Source organism: Stenotrophomonas sp. ISL-67 (assembly GCF_018612915.1).
In the GTDB taxonomy this organism is placed as follows: Bacteria; Pseudomonadota; Gammaproteobacteria; order Xanthomonadales; family Xanthomonadaceae; genus Stenotrophomonas.
Window position 1 is genome coordinate 637,730 of sequence record NZ_JAGGRL010000001.1, and the last position, 17,384, is coordinate 655,113.

Below are 17,384 nucleotides of genomic sequence, written 5' to 3' on the forward strand. Positions count from 1 at the left end.
ACAGGAGCGGAATTATGCGGATCGACGCCGCATCCGTCAACGCTTTTGTGAAGAACTTCATTCAAATGAATGAAAAAGTGCCTTCACCACGGCCTCCGGCGCCTTCATCCACGCGAAGTGGTCGGCGCGCGCGCCCAGCGTGCTCGCGGGCACTATGGACAGCGTGGAAGTGACCTGCGGCAGCTTGGCCAGCAGGCCCTGCATCGAGCCCGCTGGCGCCAGCCAGTCGTCGGCCAGCAGCACCGCGTCGGCCTGGCCGCGCAGCTGGCGCATGCCGGCCTCCAGATCCGCGCTGATGCCCGTACCGGCGTAGTGATTGTTCAGGCCGACCCGGGACCAGTCGTGGATCAGTCCGCGTGCTTCGGTGCCGCCAAAGCCAAGCCGGCGTCCATGCAGCACGCCCTGGCGTTGCGCCAGCCACGGCAGGAAGCGGTATACCAGCGGCAGGGTCCAGCCACGCGGGGCAGGGAAGGTGCGCCAGTATGGGGTGCCGGTGGCGACCAGCCAGAGCCGCGCGAACACGCCGGGATGCAGGCCGGCGAACACACACGCCAGCTGCCCGCCCAGGCTGTGCCCACCGATGATCAGCGGTGCGTTGCCGTGCAGGTGCAACCCGGCCAGGCTGGCCGGCAGGTCCTGTTCGAGGATGTCCCGGTAGCCCCAGTCCTGCGCGCGCGAGGGTCGCAGGCTGCTGCTGCCGTTGCCCCGCCACTCGTGCAGGAACACGCTGATGCCGCGTGCGGCCAGCGCATCGGCGAACGCCTGGTAGTTGCGCGCCGACACGCCCAGGGCCGGCAGCCACAGCAGCTGCGCGCGTGGCTGCGCCGGCACGCGCCCGATCAGCTCGAACCGATGGCCATCGTCGGCCTGCACCGGCACCACGATCGAGCGCGTCATGCCGGCCGTGCCGCGCCGAAGTGATCCAGTACCCGTACATCGCCGCGGCCGGGCGCATAGCCGTTCTGCAGGCCGCGTGCGACGTAATCGATGGCCGCCTCGCAGGCGTTCGGCAACGACAGGCCGCAGCACAGCTGTGCGGCAATCGCCGAGGACAGCGTGCAGCCGGTGCCATGCGCGTCCATCGGCAGCCGGGTGTGGATGAACTCCTCGCGGGTGACGCCATCGAAGTAACGGTCGATCACCCGTGCGCCCTCGGCCATGTGGCCGCCCTTGAGCAGCACCGCGCCCGCACCGAGGTCGAGCAGTGCGGCGGCGGCATCTTCGGCGTCATCGGCGCTGGTGATGCGGCGGCCAAGCAGCAGTTCGGCTTCGGGCGTATTGGGGGTGAGCAGGGTAGCCAATGGCAGCAGCCGCGTGCGCAACGCCGCCAGTGCGCTGCCTTCGAGCAGGCGTGCGCCGCTGGTGGCGACCATCACCGGGTCCAGCACCACGTGGGTGGGCCGGTACTTTTCCAGCGCGTCGGCGACCAGTCCGATCACCTCGGCGTTGGCCAGCATGCCCAGTTTGACCGCGTGGATGTCGAAGTCGGCGAAGCACGCGTCGATCTGCGCCTGCAGGAAATCCAGCGGCGGGACATGCACGGCGGTGACGCCGCGGGTGTTCTGTGCGGTGAGCGCGGCAATCGCCGACAACCCATGCACGCGGTGCGCGGCGAAGGCTTTCAGGTCGGCCTGGATACCGGCGCCGCCACCCGAATCGGAGCCGGCGATGGTCAGTGCGGAAACGGGAGTGGAGGGCGTCATGCGCCGATTGTGCAGTGTTTGCGGTGGTCGTGCTGGCGTGCCTGCTCAGTGCTGGTGCAGCCGTTGCCACTGCGTATACAGCATGTAGCCGAATCCGGTGCCGCCGGTCAGCAATGCCGGCGCGAGCAGGGCGTTGTAGCCCAGGCGCAGGAACAGCCATGCGCCGAGAATGCCGCCGGCCAGAAAACCGCTGATGATCAGCCCGCTGAGGGTCAGGCGCCGGATCGGCAGCGGCAGGCCGCGCAGCAGGTGGCCCAGTCCGATGCCCAGGTCGGTGAACATGCCGCTGAGGTGGGTGGTGCGCACCACCGCGCCGCTGAAGGTGGTGGCCATCGCGTTCTGCAGGCCGCAGGCCATCGCGGCGGCCAGCGCACCCCAGATCTGCTGCTGTTTGAACAGTGGAATGGCGACCAGCAGCAACAGCGACTCCAGCGTCAGCACCATGCCATAGCGGCGACCAAGCCGCAGGGCGCTGTCCTGCACGATCATGCCACTGAGCATCGCGCCCAGGCAGAACGCGATGAGCAGGCCCCAGAGGTGACCGACCACGCGCCAGTCGCCCTGCGCCAGGGCCATGCCGAGCTGGCTGGTGGTGCCGGTCATATGGCTGACGGCCTGGTGCTCGAACCCGAGGAAGCCGACCACGTTGACCATGCCTGCCACGCACGACAATGCGATCGCGCCGATCCATACCCAAGTGGGTAACCGGATGGTCATTGGCCGTGGACGGCGTTGAACATGGAGCGCTCAGCGACCCACGGGGGGGCCGTTGAACTGCAGCTCGGAGAATGTGCCGGTGGCCGGATCGAATACCGCGCCCCAGAACATTGCGCCGCCATCGCAGACGCGGATCGCTTCGCGGGCCGGATCGACTTCGCTGTGGTCGGGCAGACGGAAGGCGTTGAGATAGATCACCTTGCGTCCGTCCACTTCGATGCCGACATACTGGCGATCGAAATCGGTGACGTTGGGTACCTGCGCCTCCAGCGTGGGCAATCGGCTTTCCAGCAGTTCGATCTGCTGGCGGCTGGGTGCCCAGTAGCCGGTCACCCGCCCCGGCGTCTGGCCGGGGCTGGGACGCGAGCAGGTATCGAGCACCTGGGCAACCACCAGTGGGCGGGTTACCACCCACGATTGGCCGGTCTTGACCGCTGTCGGCACGGTGGCGCCGGGACGGGTGTTGGCAGGCGTGCAGGCGGCTGCCAGCGTGGCCAGCGCCAGCGGCAGCAACGCACGGAACAGGGAACGGTTCACAACACCTCCGAAGCGTAATCGGCCAGGCGCGAACGCTCGCCACGGCGCAGCGTGATGTGCGCGCTGTGCGGCCAGTTCTTGAAGCGGTCCACCGCGTAGGTCAGGCCCGAGGTGGTTTCGGTCAGGTACGGCGTATCGATCTGCTCGACGTTGCCCAGGCAGACGATCTTGGTGCCGGGGCCGGCACGGGTGATCAGTGTTTTCATCTGCTTGGGGGTGAGGTTCTGCGCCTCGTCCAGGATCAGGTAACGCGACAGGAACGTGCGCCCGCGCATGAAGTTCAACGAACGGATCTTGATCCGGCTGGCGATCAGGTCGTTGGTGGCGGCGCGGCCCCAGGCGCCGCCTTCCTGGGTGTGGGTGAGCACTTCCAGGTTGTCGGTGAGCGCGCCCATCCAGGGGGTCATCTTCTCTTCCTCGGTGCCGGGCAGGAAGCCGATGTCTTCGCCGACGCTGACCGTGGCACGGGTCATGATGATTTCGCGGTAGCGCTGCTGGTCCATCGTCTGGGCCAGGCCGGCGGCGAGCGCGAGCAGCGTCTTGCCGGTGCCGGCGGTGCCGAGCAGGGTGACGAAATCGATCTCCGGGTCCATCAGCGCGTTGAGGGCGAAGTTCTGCTCGCGGTTGCGCGCGCTGATTCCCCATACCGCGTGGCTGCCATGGCGGAAATCGTCGACCAGCGACAGGGTGGTCTTACCGCTGCCGTCGACCTTGGCAACGCGCAGTTCCACTTCATCCTCGCCGGGCAGGTAGGCGTACTGGTTGGGATGCCAGTCCTCGTCGTCCGTGGCCTGGATTTCGTAGCTGGTGCGGCCCTTGTCGCTCCAGCTGCGCAGGTCGTCGGTGTGCTTCTTCCAGAAATCTTCCGGCAGCTCGGTGGCGCCGGTGTAGAGCAGGCTGAAATCGTCCAGCGCGCGGTCGTTCTCGTAGTCTTCCGACACGATCCCGGCGATGGCCGCCTTGATCCGCAGGTTGATGTCCTTGGACACGAACACCACCGGAATCTCCGGGGTCTGTTCCTTCAGTGCCAGGATCGCGCCGAGGATGGCGTTGTCCGGAATGACCGCGCCAAAGCTCTTGCCGGCATCGAAGTGGCTGGTCTGGAAGCGCAGCAGGCCCACGCTCTGCTTGCCGCGCAGCTGCAGCCCGTTCGGGCGCTGCAGCGGAATGCCGTCGGCCAGGTTGTCCAGGCCGGAGGCCTGCACCAGTTCGTTGAGGAAGCGGCTCACCTGGCGGGCATTGCGGCTCGCTTCAGAGGTGCCCTTCTTGCCGTTGTCCAGCTCTTCGATCACCTGCATCGGCAGGTAGACATCATGCTCCTCGAACTTGAACAGCGCGGTTGGATCGTGCATGAGCACGTTGGTATCCAGAACGTAGATGCGCTTGCCTCGGGTCATCGTCATTTCCTGGTGGCAGAACAGGGACAAGCCATCACGGCCTGCAGGGCAGGGTGATGGCCATTGTGGGGTGCAGGTGGGTCACTGGGTTTTCGCGGCCTTCAGGGCATCAAGGACGGCATCGGCGTGGCCGGCGACTTTCACCTTGCGCCACGACTGCACGATACGACTGTCGGGAGAAATGAGGAAGGTGCTGCGTTCGATGCCACGCACCTGCTTGCCGTACATGTTCTTGAGCTTGATCACGTCGAAGGCGGTGCACAGCGCTTCGTCGGTATCGCTGATCAGTGGGAAGGCGAAACCCTGCTTGGCGCAGAAATTATCGTGCGACCTGACTGAATCGCGCGACACGCCGAACACCCGTGCGCCGGCGCGTTTGAACCTGGGCAGCAGCGCGTTGAAGTCGATGCCTTCGGTGGTGCAGCCCGGGGTGCTGTCCTTGGGGTAGAAGTACAGCACCAGCCACTGGCCGGCGAGATCGCCGAGGGTGGTGTGTTCGCCGCCGGACAGGGCCAGCGGGAGGGCGAGGGTGGTGCTGTCCAGGGTATCGCCGTTGTTCATGAGGTCCTTGCTGCGGAGCCTGAGTGAAGCGTCTTACAACTGCATGAAACACCGCGCGTTCGTGATGAACGCGCGAAGCCGTCAGAACTTCATCGGGTCCATGATCGCGTCCAGGTTGAGGTGGTCGCAGAATTCGAGGAAATCGTCGCGCAGTGCGGCGATGTGCATGTTGGCGGGCACCCCGATGGTGACCTGCGCCGAGAACATCTCCGCGCCGGTCTGCATGGCGCGGTAGCGGGTGCTCTGCAGGTTTTCGATGGTGATGCCCTGGCGGTCGAAGAAATCGGCCAGCTGGAACAGGATGCCGGGCTTGTCGGCGGCGATCACTTCCACGATGTAGGGCAGCAGGTTCGACTGCGCCTGCTTGGCGCCGGTGCGGTACCACACCAGTTTCAGGCCTTCCTCGCGTTCCAGCCGGGTCAGCATGGCTTCCAGCTTGGCCACCGAGTCCCATGAGCCGGTGGCCAGGGCGGTGACCGAGACATCGCGGCCCACGGTGGCAAGGCGGGCATCGACCAGGTTGCAGCCGCTGTCGGCGATGCGCCGGGTGACGGGCAGCAGGGGGGACTCCGGATGCGTCGTATAGGCGTTGATCAGGAGATGGTTTTCGGTCGGCGCAGGCCGCGGCGTGGTGTCGGTCAAGGTGGTTCCGGTAATGCGGGATGAGTCTGAACGGCGCCGACGACGGCGCGTTCGCCGGAGTCCAGCATACTTGCCCGCGCTTTCGACCCGCAAGTAACATGCAACGTACGTCCGACCGCGCTTTCAGCGGCCGTCGTCCCCCTTTCTTCCGAGCATCGTTTCCTTGTCCCTTTCCGGTCTCATCACCGCGCTGGCCACGCCTTTCCAGGCCAATGGCGCATTGGATCCCGACGGTTGGCAGCGCCTGCTGCACCTGCAACTGGAGGGTGGCGTTCACGGGGTGGTGGTGGCCGGGTCGACCGGCGAGGCCGCGACCCTGTCCGATGACGAATACGACCAACTGCTGCGCAGTGCGGTCGAAACCGTTGCCGGGCGCGTCCCGGTGCTGGCCGGCACCGGCCTGTCGGGAACCGCCAAAACGATCGAGCAGACCCGCCGCGCGGCCGCCAACGGCGCCACCCATGCGCTGGTGGTGACCCCGCCGTACGTGCGCCCGACCCAGGCCGGCCTGATCGCGCACTACCGCGCGGTGGCCGACCAGGGCGGCCTGCCGGTCGTCCTGTACAACGTGCCGGGCCGCACCGGGTGCGACATGCTGCCGGAGACCGTGGCCGAGTTGGCCAGGCACCCGAACATTGTGGGGATCAAGGAGGCGGTGGGGGATGTGGGCCGGGTCCAGGCCCTGCTGGCGTTGCGTTCGCCGGACTTTGCCATCCTCAGTGGCGACGATGGCACCGCCGCCCGTTCGATCCTGTCCGGCGTGGACGGGCTGATTTCGGTTGGCTCCAACGCGCTGCCCGGCGCCTACCGGCGCATGTGCGACCTGGCTGCGGCCGGCGAGCGCGAGGCCACCGAGGCCTGGGATTCCAGGCTGGAACCGTTCCATGAATTCTGTGGCGTGGAGCCCAACCCCATTCCGGTGAAGGCGCTGCTGCACCGGATCGGCATCGGCCACGGCCTGCGCCTGCCGCTGCTGCCGCTGTCGGCCGCCCACCACGCCGCCGCCGAACACCTGGCCACCGACATCGGTGCCCTTGAAGCCCTTTCCAGCCACTGACACCAGTGGCCTGACCCAGGAGATTCACATGCGTCAATCCGTTTCCGCCATCCGCGTGCTGTCGTTCGCGATTCTGGCCACCGCCACCCTGGTGGGTACCACCGGCTGCTTCAAGCGCGGTGTCAAGGGCGACTACGCACTGGCGCCGGAAGTGCGCCCGCTGGAAATCCCGCCGGATCTGAACGCCCCGGGCAACCCGGCCGCCCAGGTTCCGGTGCTGGCCTCGCAGGCCGCCACGTCGGCCCCGGCCCAGGCGCCGGCTGCCAACAATGCCGGTTTCACGATCCCGGGCAGCAAGGAAGAGGTGTTCGGCAAGGTCGGCACGGCGCTGGAGTCGGTTGAGGGCGTGAAGATCGCCAGCAAGGCCCAGCTGCTGGGCTCGTTCGACGTCAACTATGAAGACAACGATTTCCTGGTCCGCGTGGTTGCCGTCGAAGCCGGCGCCTACATCTCGGCCGTCGACCCGCGCGGCCTGCCGGCCACCGGCCCGGCCCCGACCAAGCTGCTGGGCGAGCTGAAGGCCAAACTGGCGCAGTGATTTCCTGCGGGTCCGGCCGTTGGCCGGACCTGTTTGCCCAGATGGGCCAGCAATTGTTACGGGCCCATTGGGATCGGGATTAAACAACCAGGGGCCCATTGGGCACCGGATTAACCAACCATGTGCCCCGAACCGTTACAGGCCCGGTGGGTTCCAGATGGCCACCGATTCAAACAAAAAAGGCGCCAGAGGCGCCTTTTTTCGTTTCACCGCTCCAGATGCTGGAGCTTGTCTGGTTTGCCGTCCCACTCCCCGGCGTCCGCGGGCGGGTCCTTGCGCACGGTCAGCACCGGCCAGGCCTTGGCCAGCTCGGCGTTGAGCGCCACGAACTTTTCCTGCCCGGCGGGCACGTCGTCTTCGGGGAAGATAGCGTTGACCGGGCATTCCGGCTCGCACAGGGTGCAGTCGATGCACTCATCCGGGTCGATCACCAGGAAGTTCGGGCCTTCGTGGAAACAGTCCACGGGGCACACTTCCACGCAATCGGTGTGTTTGCACTTGATGCAGTTTTCAGTGACGACAAAGGGCATGGCTGGATCTGGATCCGACAGTAAGCCGGACAATTCTAGAACAGTTGGGCCTTTGTCGCAGTGCACGATGCGCCGGAGCCGGTCGGTGCGGTTAGATGCCGATGCCCACCGGTAGACACCCGGACGGGCGGAGAGGCAGGCAGACCAACCCCCGCAGCCCTTTGTGGGCGGGCGTGGAGGTGTGAGAACCTGCTGAACGAATACCCGCTGCGCTGACCCGTTGCCGTCCCACTCCTGCCAGGACCCTTCATGTCCACCACACTTGCAGCCAACGCCGCCCGCGGCGAGAACACCTCCTTCATCGTGCTGATCAGCTGTGTCGCCACCATCGGCGGCTTCCTGTTCGGGTTCGACAGCGGCGTCATCAACGGCACCGTCGATGGCCTCAAGCAGACCTTCCAGTCCAGCGAGGCCGGGATCGGCTTCGAAGTGGCCTCGATGCTGCTGGGCTGCGCGATCGGCGCCTTCTTCGCCGGCCGGTTGGGCGACCGCATGGGCCGGCGCGGGGTGCTGATCATCGCCGCCGTCATGTTCCTGCTGTCGGCGCTGGGCGCCGGGTCGGCGCACAGCTCGTTGGCGTTCGTGATCGCGCGGGTGATCGGCGGATTTGCGGTCGGCGCGGCCAGCGTGATGTCGCCGGCCTACATCGCTGAAGTGGCCTCGGCCCGTTATCGCGGGCGGCTGGCCACGGTGCAGCAGATCGCGATCATCAGCGGGCTGTTCTGCGCGTTCCTGAGCAACTTCCTGCTGGCCCGCGCCGCCGGCGCCTCCACCGAGGTGCTGTGGCTGGGCCAGGCTGCCTGGCGCTGGATGTTCTGGATGCAGGCCATTCCCTCGGCCGTGTTCCTGGTGCTGTTGCTGGTGATCCCGGAAAGCCCGCGTTACCTGGTGGTGAGGGGCCGTCGCGCCGATGCGCTGGCGGTGATGACCCGGCTGTACGGTGCGGCGGAGGCCCAGGCCAAGATCGCCGAAATCGAGGGCTCCCTGGCCCAGGACCAGCACCGCCCGCGGCTGTCGGACCTGGTCGACAAGGGCACCGGCAAGCTGCGTGGCATCGTCTGGGTCGGCATCGGCCTGGCCGTGTTCCAGCAGCTGGTCGGCATCAACGTGGTGTTCTATTACGGCGCGGTGCTGTGGCAGGCGGTCGGTTTCTCCGAGAACGACGCGCTGCTGATCAACGTGCTTTCCGGCGCGCTCAGCATCGGTGCCTGCCTGCTGACGGTGGTGCTGATCGACCGGATCGGCCGCAAGCCGCTGCTGTGGGTCGGCTCGGTGGGCATGTCGGTGGCGCTGGCGCTGATGGTGGTGGCCTTCGCCAGCGGCACCCTGGCCGATGGCCGTCTGCAGCTGTCCGATGGCATGGGCCGGCTGGCGCTGGTGGCGGCCAACGTCTACGTGGTGTTCTTCAACATGTCCTGGGGCCCGGTCATGTGGGTCATGCTGGGCGAGATGTTCCCCAACCAGATCCGCGGCTCGGGCCTGGCGGTGGCGGGGGCGGCCCAATGGACGTCGAACTTCGCCATCACCGTGACCTTCCCGATCCTGCTGGCCGGCATCGGCCTGGCCGGGGCCTACGGCATCTACACGGCGGCGGCGGTGGCGTCGATCTTCTTCGTGGCCCGCCATGTGCGCGAGACCAAGGGCAAGGAGCTGGAGCAGATGGAGGGGTGAGAGGCTCCCCTCAACGCAAAAACCCCGCCAAGGCGGGGTTTTTCGTCAGTCAGCGCGCGGCGGTGGTGCTCCCTAGGGGACTCGAACCCCTGTTTTAGCCTTGAGAGGGCCACGTCCTAACCTCTAGACGAAGGGAGCATGCTTTGTCGCGAACTGCGCAGCGCGCTAGTATATGGACCTCGATGCCATTGGGCAATCCCGAAACTTCAACCGGAAGCGCCAACATCAATTCCTCTGCTACATCACCGTTCAGTCTGCGCGTGATTCCCCGCGACCAGCACAACATCTCCCGCAAGGACATCAGCCCCAACGCCCTGCGCGTTCTGTACCGGCTGCGCGATTCGGGCTTTGGCGCCTATCTGGTCGGTGGCGCCGTGCGCGACCTGCTGGTCGGCGGCAACCCCAAGGATTTCGACGTGGCCACCGACGCCACGCCGGAGCAGGTCAAATCGCTGTTCCGCAACTGCCGCCTGATCGGGCGCCGCTTCCGGCTGGCGCACGTGGTGTTCGGCCGTGAAATCATCGAAGTGGCCACCTTCCGCGCCAACATCGATGATGGCAGTGGCGACCGCGAGATGGAGAACGGCATGCTGGTGCGCGACAACGTGTACGGCAGCATCGAAGACGATGCGGTGCGCCGCGACTTCACGTGCAACGCGCTGTACTACGCCATTGAAGATTTCTCGGTGCGCGATTACACCGGCGGCTTCGAGGACGTGCAGGAGCGCCTGATGAAACTCATCGGCGACCCCGAAAAGCGTTATCAGGAAGACCCGGTGCGCATGCTGCGCGCGGTGCGCCTGGCGGCCAAGCTGGGCTTCCAGATCGATGACGCCAGCGCCGAACCGCTGCCGCGCCTGGCCAGCCTGCTGGGCGAAGCCGCGCCGGCCCGGCTGTTCGAGGAAGTGCTCAAGCTGTTCCTCTCCGGCCACGGCGTGGCCAGCTTCGAAGGCCTGGAGCGCTACGGCCTGCTCGACGTGCTGTTCCCCGAAAGCGCCGCCGCGCTGCGCAGCAACCGCAGTGGTGCGCTGCGCCGCATGGTGATCGAAGGCCTGCACAACACCGACCAGCGCGTGGCCAACGATGAGCCGGTGTCGCCGTCGTTCCTGTTCGCGCTGCTGCTGTGGCCGGCCTTCTGCCGCGCGCTGGCGACCCTGCAGAAGCAGGGCGTGCAGCTGGAAGAAGCGCAGCGCCGTGCCGCCGACCGGGTCACCCTGCACCAGTTGACCACCATCGCGCTGCCGCGCCGGTTCTCGCTGCCGATGCAGGAAATCTGGCTGTTGCAGGGGCGCTTCAGCTCGCGCCAGCGCAAGCGCGTCATCCGTACGCTGACCCACCCACGCTTCCGCGCGGCGTTCGACTTCCTCGCCCTGCGCCAGGTCGCGTCCAGCGAGCACCAGGCCGACGTCGAGTTCTGGCGTGAAGCCCAGCTGCAGTCCGGCCCCGAGCTGGATTCGACGCTGGATGCCGCGCAGGCCGAAGGTGAGCTGGACGAGAGCGGGGCACCGCGCAAGCGCCGCCGCCGCCGTCGTCGTCCCGGTGGCGCTGCAGGCGAGTAAGCCGTGACCCTGGCCTGTATTGGACTGGGCGCCAACCTCGGCGACGCCGCGCAGACCCTGCGCGCGGCATTCGAGGCCATGGCCGCGCTGCCGCTGACCACGCTGCGGGCGCGCTCGCAGCTCTACAGCACGCCGGCCTGGGGCAATGAAGACCAGCCGGCGTTCGTCAATGCCGCCGCGCTGTTGGATACCGGGCTGGAGCCGATCGTGCTGCTGGACGCCCTGCTGCGCATCGAGCGCGAGTTCGGCCGGGTTCGCGATGCGGCCGTGCACTGGGGCCCGCGCACGCTCGACCTGGACCTGTTGCTGTTTGGCGATGCGGTCATCGACCTGCCGCAGTTGAAGGTTCCGCACCCCTACCTGCACGAGCGTGCGTTCGCGCTGCTGCCGCTGGCAGAGATCGCCCCGGAGGCGGTGATACCGGGGCAGGGCCGCGTGCGGGATGCTGCGATGCGCATCGAGGCCTGCGGGATCGCGCCAATAGGAGGATAATGCGCGGCTTATCGCCACCGGTTATCAGCTCATGAGTACCCACGCAGACAGCAAGCCCTGGACCGTCCCCGCACTGGCCGAGGCCAAGCGCAACGGCCAGAAGCTGGTCATGCTGACCGCTTACGACGCCGGCTTCGCGCGGGCGTTCGATGCCAATGGCGTCGACCTGATCCTGATCGGCGATTCGCTGGGCATGGTGGTGCAGGGGCACGATTCGACCCTGCCGGTGACCACCGACGACATGGTGTACCACACCGCCTGCGTGGCCCGGGTGCTGACCCGCGCGCTGTTGATCGCCGATCTGCCGTTCGGCGCGGATGCCACGCCCGAACGTGCCTTCAAGGCCTCGCTGCGCCTGCTCCAGGCCGGCGCGGAGATGGTCAAGATCGAAGGCGCCGGCTTCAAGCTGGACGTCATCCGTTACCTGGTGGAGCGCGAAATCCCGGTCTGCTCGCACCTGGGCCTGACCCCGCAGTCGGTACTCCGCCTCGGCGGTTACCGGGTGCAGGGCAGGGGTGACGCCGCCCGCGAGCTGGTTGAAGACGCCAAGGCCGTGGTCGCGGCCGGTGCCAGCCTGATGGTGCTCGAGTGCGTGCCGACCCCGGTGGCCGCCGAGGTCACCGCTGCCGTGTCGGTGCCCACCATCGGCATCGGTGCCGGCCCGCAGTGCGACGGCCAGGTGCTGGTGCTGCACGATTTCCTTGGCCTGGACAGTGGCCACCGCCGTCCCAAGTTCGTCAAGGATTTCCTTGCCGAAGGCGGGTCGATCGCCGGCGCGGTCCGTGCCTATGCCGACGCAGTGCGCGACGGCTCCTTCCCCGACGCAGAACACGCCTACGCCTCATGATCGACACCGTCACCGAACTGTCCCGCCTGCGCACCGTCGTCAATGGCTGGAAGCGGGAGGGCCTGCGCGTCGCGCTGGTTCCCACCATGGGCAACCTGCACGCCGGCCACTACTCGCTGGTCACCCTGGCCCGGCAGTACGCCGACCGCGTGGTCTCCAGCGTGTTCGTCAACCCGACCCAGTTCGGCCCCAACGAAGACTTCACCCGCTACCCGCGCACCCCGGAAGCCGACACCACCGGGCTGGAGCAGGCCGGCTGCGATGTGCTGTGGTTGCCTACGGTCGAATCGATGTACCCGTTCGGGGTGGAGCTGGCGGCCAGCGTGAACGTGCCGGGCATTTCCAGCCTGCTCGAGGGTGCCCACCGCCCGGGCCATTTCGACGGCGTGTGCACCGTGGTCTCGCGCCTGTTCAACCAGGTCCAGCCGGACGTGGCCGCCTTCGGCAAGAAGGACTACCAGCAGCTGGCGGTGATCCGCCAGATGGTCGAGGACCTGGCCTTCCCGATCCAGATCGTGGGCGGCGACATCGTGCGTGAGGCCGACGGCCTGGCCATGAGTTCGCGCAACCAGTACCTCAATGGCGAGCATCGCCAGGTCTCCACGACCATCCACCAGGTGCTGCTGGGCATGCGCGAAGGCTTCATCGCCGGCAAGCCGCGCAGCCTGATCGAAGCCGAAGCCGCCGCCGCCCTGCAGGCCGCCGGCTTCCAGGTCGACTACGCGGTGGTGCGCAAGCCGGACCTGTCCGAGCCGGCCGACAGCGAAACCGGCAACCGCGTGGCCCTGATCGCCGCGCGCATCGGCAGCACCCGCCTGATCGACAACCTGGAGTTCTAAGCCGCCTGCTGTCCGGCGCGGCCCTGTAGAGCCACGCCCTGCGTGGCTGCCCCAGATTGCATGCAATCCCGTAGAGCCGGGCTCTGCCCGGCTGCCCATCGCGCTCAAATCCCCGACCCATCATCTGCCTGAACCGCTCACAGCGGGGCAGGGGCTGCTCCTGCCGCAGGGGTGGCGGGTGCTAGAATTTCGCTTTCCTTTGCCGTTGTCCCCGCTGCCATGCACCTGTCCCTGCTCAAGACCAAAATTCACCGCGCTACCGTTACTCATTCGGAACTGAACTACGAAGGTTCCATCGCCATCGATGACAACCTGCTGCTGGCCACGGGCATCCGTGAGTTCGAACAGGTGCATATCTGGGACGTCACCAACGGTGCGCGCTTCTCGACCTATGCCATCCGCGCCGAAGCGGGCAGCGGCGTGGTCTCGCTCAACGGCGGCGCCGCGCGCCACGTGCAGGTCGGCGACATCATCATCATCGCCGCCTTCGCCAGCATGAGCGAAGAAGCAGCTGACAGTTTCCGCCCGAAGTTGGTATATGTGGACGGCAACAACCAGATCTCCCACACCAACGACAGCATCCCGACCCAGGCCGCATGACACAGAACAACGGATTCGACCCGCTTCATTCCCATGCCCAGCGCCTGCGTGGCGCGAGCATCCCCGCACTGATCGCCGCCGAACCCGGTCGCGCACAATCGCTGGGGCTGCGGGTCGGTCCGTTGTATGCCAACTTCGCGCGGCAGAAGTACGACCGCGCGGCGCTGGATGCGCTGCTGCAACTGGCCGTCGAGCGTGATGTCGCCGGTGGCTTCCAGCGCCTGTTCCGCGGTGAGGTGGTCAACGTCACCGAAGGCCGCGCCGCCCTGCATACCGCCCTGCGTGGCGATGTCAGTGGTACGCCGGTGGCCGGTGAGGCCTTCGCCACCGCCGCGCAGGTACGCGTGCAGATGGGCGAGCTGATCGCCGTGCTGGGAAAGACCAACGTCACCGATATCGTCAGCGTCGGCATCGGCGGTTCGGACCTCGGTCCGCGCCTGGTCGCCGATGCGCTGCGCCCGGTCACCGGCGCGCGCTTCCGCGTGCATTTCGTCTCCAACGTGGACGGCGCGGCCATGCAGCGCACGTTGGCCATGCTGGACCCGGCCACCACCGCCGGCATCCTCATTTCCAAGACCTTCGGCACCCAGGAAACCCTGCTCAACGGGCAGATCCTGCATGACTGGCTGGGCGGCAGCGAGCGCCTGTATGCGGTCAGCGCCAACCCCGAGCGTGCCGCCAAGGCGTTTTCGATCGCCGCCGGCCGCGTGCTGCCGATGTGGGACTGGGTGGGCGGGCGCTATTCGCTGTGGTCGGCGGTGGGCTTCCCGATCGCGCTGGCGATCGGCTTCGAGCGTTTCGAACAGCTGCTGGCCGGTGCGGCCGAGATGGACGCGCATGCACTGAACGCGCCGCTGGCGCAGAACCTGCCGGTGCTGCATGCGCTGACCGACATCTGGAACCGCAACCTGCTCGGCCATGCCACGCACGCGGTGATGACCTACGACCAGCGGCTGGCGCTGCTGCCGGCCTACCTGCAGCAGCTGGTGATGGAAAGCCTGGGCAAGCGCGTGCAGCTCGACGGCAGCCCGGTGGGCAGCGACACCGTACCGGTGTGGTGGGGTGGGGCGGGTACCGACGTGCAGCACAGCTTCTTCCAGGCACTGCACCAGGGCACCAGCGTGATCCCGGCCGATTTCATCGGCTGCGTGCATAACGATGATCCGTACCAGATCAATCACCAGGCGCTGATGGCCAACCTGCTGGCGCAGACCGAGGCACTGGCCAACGGCCAGGGCAGCGACGATCCGCATCGTGAGTACCCGGGTGGTCGCCCGAGCACGCTGATCCTGCTGGACGCGCTGACCCCGCAAGCGCTGGGCGCGTTGATCGCGATGTACGAACACGCGGTGTATGTGCAGTCGCTGATCTGGAACATCAACGCCTTCGACCAGTTCGGCGTGGAGCTGGGCAAGCAACTGGCCAGCCAGCTGCTGCCGGCGCTGCAGGGTGAGGCGCATGGGATTACCGATCCGGTGACGCTGGAAATCCTCGAAAAGCTCCGCTGAAACCGTGGTAGCGCCGGCCGTTGGCCGGCCCAGGCGATCCGTGGTCCGGCCAACGGCCGGGGCTACCGCCCGTCGCGCGGATGAAACCCCGAGGTTTGCGGGTGGTTCACCACGGTAGCGCCGGCCGTTGGCCGGCCCAGGCGATCCGTGGTCCGGCCAACGGCCGGGGCTACCGCGCGTCGCACGGATGAAACCCCGGGGTTTGCGGGTGGTTCACCACGGTAGCGCCGGCCGTTGGCCGGCCCAGGCGGTCCATGGTCCGGCCAACGGCCGGGGCTACCGCCCCTCGCGCGACGGGTCGCGCTCGGGGCTGGGGCGTTTCGCCAACTTGCGCTGCAATGAACGCCGGTGCATGCCCAACAGCCGAGCGGCGGCTGACACATTCCCACCCGTCTCATGCATCGCCTGCTGGATGTGCTCCCACTGCAACCGGCTGATCGGGGTCATCGCGTCCGGTGGCTCCATCTCGCCATCGTCGGCCGGGCCGTCGTCTTCTTCGCCGAGCGCACGCAGGATCATCGGCACGGTGGCCGGCTTGGGCAGGTAATCATCGGCGCCCAGCTTGATCGCCTCCACTGCAGTGGCGATGCTCGCATAACCGGTTACCAGCAGGATGCGCATGTCCTCGCGCAGCGCCCGCAATGGTTGGATCAGCGCCAGCCCGGATTCCGAACCCAGCTTCAGGTCGATCAGCGCATACGCTGGCGGTTGCTGCCGGGCCAGCGCCAGGGCCGAGGCGATGTCGCTGGCGGTCACTGTCTCCAGGCCCTTGCGGGCCAGGCTGCGCTGCAGCGTGCGCAGGTAGAGTTCGTCGTCGTCGACCAGCAGGCCGTGGCCGGAAGCGGGCAGCGTGGGGGTGTTCATGGGGAAATCTCCGGTGCAGCCAAGGGCAGGCGGAAGCCAACGCGGGTACCGGCACCTTGGGCCGGGCGCATCCACAACTCGCCGTCCAGGCGCTCGATGGTGGCATGGGACAGGGCCAGGCCCACGCCCATGCCCTGGGTCTTGCCGCTGTTGAACAGGGTGCCGGGCAGCACCGCATCGCGCGCGTCGAACCCGCGTCCGTAATCGCGTACTTCGCCGATCAGGTCGTGGCCTTCGATGCGCAGGGTCAGGTCCACCTGCGGTCGTTCGGCCTGCTCGCCGGCGTCGGCCGCGTTGTTGAGCAGCACCATCAGCAGGTGGCCGATGCCCGGGTCCAGCGGCAGCTGCAGCGGGGCATCGTCGTTGCGCTTGAGGGTGATGGTCGGGCGCACCAGCCGCCACTGCTCCAGCACCTGCGGCAACGTCACCGGCTCATTGCCGCGGGCCTGGCCGGCAGCCGGCCGGGCCAGTGCCAGCACGCGTTCGCGGCACTGCACGAGCAGCTCGCGCAGCGTGTCCACGTCGTCGCGTACTTCCGGGTTGTCGGTCTGGTCGGCAATGTCGTCGGCCAGCAGGGTCATGGTCGCCAGCGGGGTGTTCAGTTCATGCGCCACCGACGCGGCGTGGGTGGCCAGCGCCACGATGCCTTCGTTGCGCGCGAAGCGCTCGCGCAGCAGGGCCAGTTCGTGTTCGCGCCGACGCAGCGCCATCGCCAGCCGGGTGGCGAACGCCAGCACCACCGCCGCCGACAGCAGGAAGTTGGCCACCACGCCCCATTGGTGCAGGTCCATCGCGGTGAAGTAGCCATGCGGCAGTGGCTTGCCGAAGATGCCGCTGACCGCATAGCCGATCAGGCAGGCCGCAGCCACCGCCAGGGTCCAGCGCACCGGCAGGGCCAGCGCGGCCAGTGCGATCAGGATCAGGAACAGCGAGCCGAACGGGTTGCCGACCCCACCGCTCCAGCCGACCATCCAGGTCAGCACCGCCACATCCACCAGAATGTGGCAGAACGCGGTCAGTGGCGCGGTATCGGCGTCGAGCACGCGCAGCTGCGCGTACAGGTTGAACAGGATCAGTACCAGCACCCCGGACCACAGCGGTAGTTGCGGCAGTTCCAGGCCCAGCACCCAGCTGGCCACCAGGATGGTTGCGGCCTGGCCGGCCACGGCCAGCCAGCGCAGGCTGCACAGGGTGCGTAGGAAGGGGGCGTCGGTACCGGTCATCGGCTGCCATCGTATGCGCTTGCGCGGCTGGCTGCCTGCGACAATAGGCCGCATCGGGCGGGCGCGGGCGGAAGACGTTAGGAACGGCGTTGCCGTTCC

Annotated in this window: 19 protein-coding genes and 1 tRNA gene; 9 read left to right on the forward strand and 11 right to left on the reverse strand. The window is 67.3% G+C overall.

Annotated elements, in window-relative coordinates; translation table 11 throughout:
- Window positions 1-57 precede the first annotated feature (57 nt).
- From J7J08_RS03105 to J7J08_RS03135, 7 genes are all read right to left on the reverse strand, one after another.
- A complete protein-coding gene (locus tag J7J08_RS03105) occupies window positions 58-897 on the reverse strand; it encodes an alpha/beta fold hydrolase (RefSeq protein WP_214901364.1) in 840 nt (279 codons plus the stop codon).
- The gene (gene thiD, locus J7J08_RS03110) at window positions 894-1,703 is read right to left on the reverse strand and encodes a bifunctional hydroxymethylpyrimidine kinase/phosphomethylpyrimidine kinase (protein ID WP_214901366.1); all 810 of its coding nucleotides are present in this window, start codon (window positions 1,701-1,703) and stop codon (window positions 894-896) included. Before thiD ends, J7J08_RS03105 begins: the two co-directional genes overlap by 4 nt.
- Before the next feature lie 45 nt (window positions 1,704-1,748).
- On the reverse strand, window positions 1,749-2,420 hold the full coding sequence (locus J7J08_RS03115; protein ID WP_214901368.1) for a YoaK family protein: 672 nt from the start codon (window positions 2,418-2,420) through the stop codon (window positions 1,749-1,751).
- A 30-nt stretch (window positions 2,421-2,450) separates the two neighbouring features.
- Window positions 2,451-2,957 carry a hypothetical protein gene (locus J7J08_RS03120; RefSeq protein WP_214901371.1) on the reverse strand — a complete coding sequence of 169 codons (507 nt, stop codon included), beginning with the start codon at window positions 2,955-2,957 and terminating at the stop codon, window positions 2,451-2,453.
- Window positions 2,954-4,354 (reverse strand): PhoH family protein, encoded by a 1,401-nt coding sequence (locus tag J7J08_RS03125; protein ID WP_214901373.1) that lies wholly within the window; start codon window positions 4,352-4,354, stop codon window positions 2,954-2,956. The genes J7J08_RS03120 and J7J08_RS03125 overlap by 4 nt, the downstream gene beginning before the upstream one ends.
- An 81-nt stretch (window positions 4,355-4,435) precedes the next feature.
- Window positions 4,436-4,915: a peroxiredoxin gene (locus tag J7J08_RS03130; protein ID WP_214901374.1), complete on the reverse strand. Its 480-nt coding sequence runs from the start codon at window positions 4,913-4,915 to the stop codon at window positions 4,436-4,438.
- A gap of 81 nt (window positions 4,916-4,996) precedes the next feature.
- Window positions 4,997-5,557: a glycine cleavage system protein R gene (locus tag J7J08_RS03135; protein WP_019183297.1), complete on the reverse strand. Its 561-nt coding sequence runs from the start codon at window positions 5,555-5,557 to the stop codon at window positions 4,997-4,999.
- Window positions 5,558-5,720: 163 nt separating this feature from the next.
- Here J7J08_RS03135 and dapA point away from each other — a divergent pair, with 163 nt between their 5' ends.
- Together dapA and J7J08_RS03145 are read left to right on the forward strand one after the other, a co-directional pair.
- A complete protein-coding gene (dapA, locus tag J7J08_RS03140; RefSeq protein ID WP_214901376.1) occupies window positions 5,721-6,614 on the forward strand; it encodes a 4-hydroxy-tetrahydrodipicolinate synthase in 894 nt (297 codons plus the stop codon).
- A gap of 28 nt (window positions 6,615-6,642) precedes the next feature.
- Window positions 6,643-7,152 carry a hypothetical protein gene (locus J7J08_RS03145; RefSeq protein WP_214901378.1) on the forward strand — a complete coding sequence of 170 codons (510 nt, stop codon included), beginning with the start codon at window positions 6,643-6,645 and terminating at the stop codon, window positions 7,150-7,152.
- 206 nt (window positions 7,153-7,358) lie between these two features.
- Here the strand turns inward: J7J08_RS03145 and fdxA are convergent, their stop codons facing one another.
- Complete coding sequence (gene fdxA, locus J7J08_RS03150; protein ID WP_214901380.1) at window positions 7,359-7,682, reverse strand: ferredoxin FdxA; 324 nt, start codon at window positions 7,680-7,682, stop codon at window positions 7,359-7,361.
- Window positions 7,683-7,931: 249 nt separating this feature from the next.
- On the opposite strand from fdxA, the gene J7J08_RS03155 reads away from it, so the two are divergent.
- Window positions 7,932-9,353 carry a sugar porter family MFS transporter gene (locus J7J08_RS03155; RefSeq protein ID WP_214901382.1) on the forward strand — a complete coding sequence of 474 codons (1,422 nt, stop codon included), beginning with the start codon at window positions 7,932-7,934 and terminating at the stop codon, window positions 9,351-9,353.
- A gap of 63 nt (window positions 9,354-9,416) precedes the next feature.
- On the opposite strand, the gene J7J08_RS03160 is transcribed toward J7J08_RS03155, so the two are convergent.
- Window positions 9,417-9,491 (reverse strand) — tRNA-Glu (locus J7J08_RS03160).
- A gap of 50 nt (window positions 9,492-9,541) precedes the next feature.
- On the opposite strand from J7J08_RS03160, the gene pcnB reads away from it, so the two are divergent.
- From pcnB to pgi, 6 genes are all read left to right on the forward strand, one after another.
- The gene (gene pcnB / locus J7J08_RS03165) at window positions 9,542-10,912 is read left to right on the forward strand and encodes a polynucleotide adenylyltransferase PcnB (RefSeq protein ID WP_214901384.1); all 1,371 of its coding nucleotides are present in this window, start codon (window positions 9,542-9,544) and stop codon (window positions 10,910-10,912) included.
- A 3-nt stretch (window positions 10,913-10,915) separates the two neighbouring features.
- A complete protein-coding gene (gene folK, locus J7J08_RS03170) occupies window positions 10,916-11,404 on the forward strand; it encodes a 2-amino-4-hydroxy-6-hydroxymethyldihydropteridine diphosphokinase (RefSeq protein WP_214901386.1) in 489 nt (162 codons plus the stop codon).
- Between the two features lie 31 nt (window positions 11,405-11,435).
- The gene (gene panB / locus J7J08_RS03175) at window positions 11,436-12,251 is read left to right on the forward strand and encodes a 3-methyl-2-oxobutanoate hydroxymethyltransferase (RefSeq protein ID WP_214901387.1); all 816 of its coding nucleotides are present in this window, start codon (window positions 11,436-11,438) and stop codon (window positions 12,249-12,251) included.
- Window positions 12,248-13,090: a pantoate--beta-alanine ligase gene (panC, locus tag J7J08_RS03180; RefSeq protein WP_214901388.1), complete on the forward strand. Its 843-nt coding sequence runs from the start codon at window positions 12,248-12,250 to the stop codon at window positions 13,088-13,090. The genes panB and panC overlap by 4 nt, the downstream gene beginning before the upstream one ends.
- 219 nt (window positions 13,091-13,309) lie before the next feature.
- Window positions 13,310-13,690 (forward strand): aspartate 1-decarboxylase, encoded by a 381-nt coding sequence (gene panD / locus J7J08_RS03185; RefSeq protein ID WP_214901389.1) that lies wholly within the window; start codon window positions 13,310-13,312, stop codon window positions 13,688-13,690.
- A complete protein-coding gene (pgi, locus tag J7J08_RS03190; protein WP_214901390.1) occupies window positions 13,687-15,198 on the forward strand; it encodes a glucose-6-phosphate isomerase in 1,512 nt (503 codons plus the stop codon). The genes panD and pgi overlap by 4 nt, the downstream gene beginning before the upstream one ends.
- A 276-nt stretch (window positions 15,199-15,474) precedes the next feature.
- On the opposite strand, the gene J7J08_RS03195 is transcribed toward pgi, so the two are convergent.
- Both J7J08_RS03195 and J7J08_RS03200 read right to left on the reverse strand, forming a co-directional pair.
- The gene (locus tag J7J08_RS03195; RefSeq protein WP_214901391.1) at window positions 15,475-16,062 is read right to left on the reverse strand and encodes a response regulator transcription factor; all 588 of its coding nucleotides are present in this window, start codon (window positions 16,060-16,062) and stop codon (window positions 15,475-15,477) included.
- On the reverse strand, window positions 16,059-17,285 hold the full coding sequence (locus J7J08_RS03200) for an ATP-binding protein (RefSeq protein ID WP_214901393.1): 1,227 nt from the start codon (window positions 17,283-17,285) through the stop codon (window positions 16,059-16,061). The genes J7J08_RS03195 and J7J08_RS03200 overlap by 4 nt, the downstream gene beginning before the upstream one ends.
- Window positions 17,286-17,384: the final 99 nt, after the last annotated feature.

Bases quoted from the DNA above. Each gene is read 5' to 3' on its own strand.
- J7J08_RS03105 (WP_214901364.1), bottom strand. From the start codon at position 897: ATGACGCGCTCGATCGTGGTGCCGGTGCAGGCCGACGATGGCCATCGG.
- thiD (WP_214901366.1), bottom strand. From the start codon at position 1,703: ATGACGCCCTCCACTCCCGTTTCCGCACTGACCATCGCCGGCTCCGAT.
- J7J08_RS03115 (WP_214901368.1), bottom strand. From the start codon at position 2,420: ATGACCATCCGGTTACCCACTTGGGTATGGATCGGCGCGATCGCATTG.
- J7J08_RS03125 (WP_214901373.1), bottom strand. From the start codon at position 4,354: ATGACCCGAGGCAAGCGCATCTACGTTCTGGATACCAACGTGCTCATG.
- J7J08_RS03130 (WP_214901374.1), bottom strand. From the start codon at position 4,915: ATGAACAACGGCGATACCCTGGACAGCACCACCCTCGCCCTCCCGCTG.
- J7J08_RS03145 (WP_214901378.1), top strand. From the start codon at position 6,643: ATGCGTCAATCCGTTTCCGCCATCCGCGTGCTGTCGTTCGCGATTCTG.
- fdxA (WP_214901380.1), bottom strand. From the start codon at position 7,682: ATGCCCTTTGTCGTCACTGAAAACTGCATCAAGTGCAAACACACCGAT.
- J7J08_RS03155 (WP_214901382.1), top strand. From the start codon at position 7,932: ATGTCCACCACACTTGCAGCCAACGCCGCCCGCGGCGAGAACACCTCC.
- panB (WP_214901387.1), top strand. From the start codon at position 11,436: ATGAGTACCCACGCAGACAGCAAGCCCTGGACCGTCCCCGCACTGGCC.
- panC (WP_214901388.1), top strand. From the start codon at position 12,248: ATGATCGACACCGTCACCGAACTGTCCCGCCTGCGCACCGTCGTCAAT.
- panD (WP_214901389.1), top strand. From the start codon at position 13,310: ATGCACCTGTCCCTGCTCAAGACCAAAATTCACCGCGCTACCGTTACT.
- pgi (WP_214901390.1), top strand. From the start codon at position 13,687: ATGACACAGAACAACGGATTCGACCCGCTTCATTCCCATGCCCAGCGC.
- J7J08_RS03195 (WP_214901391.1), bottom strand. From the start codon at position 16,062: ATGAACACCCCCACGCTGCCCGCTTCCGGCCACGGCCTGCTGGTCGAC.
- J7J08_RS03200 (WP_214901393.1), bottom strand. From the start codon at position 17,285: ATGACCGGTACCGACGCCCCCTTCCTACGCACCCTGTGCAGCCTGCGC.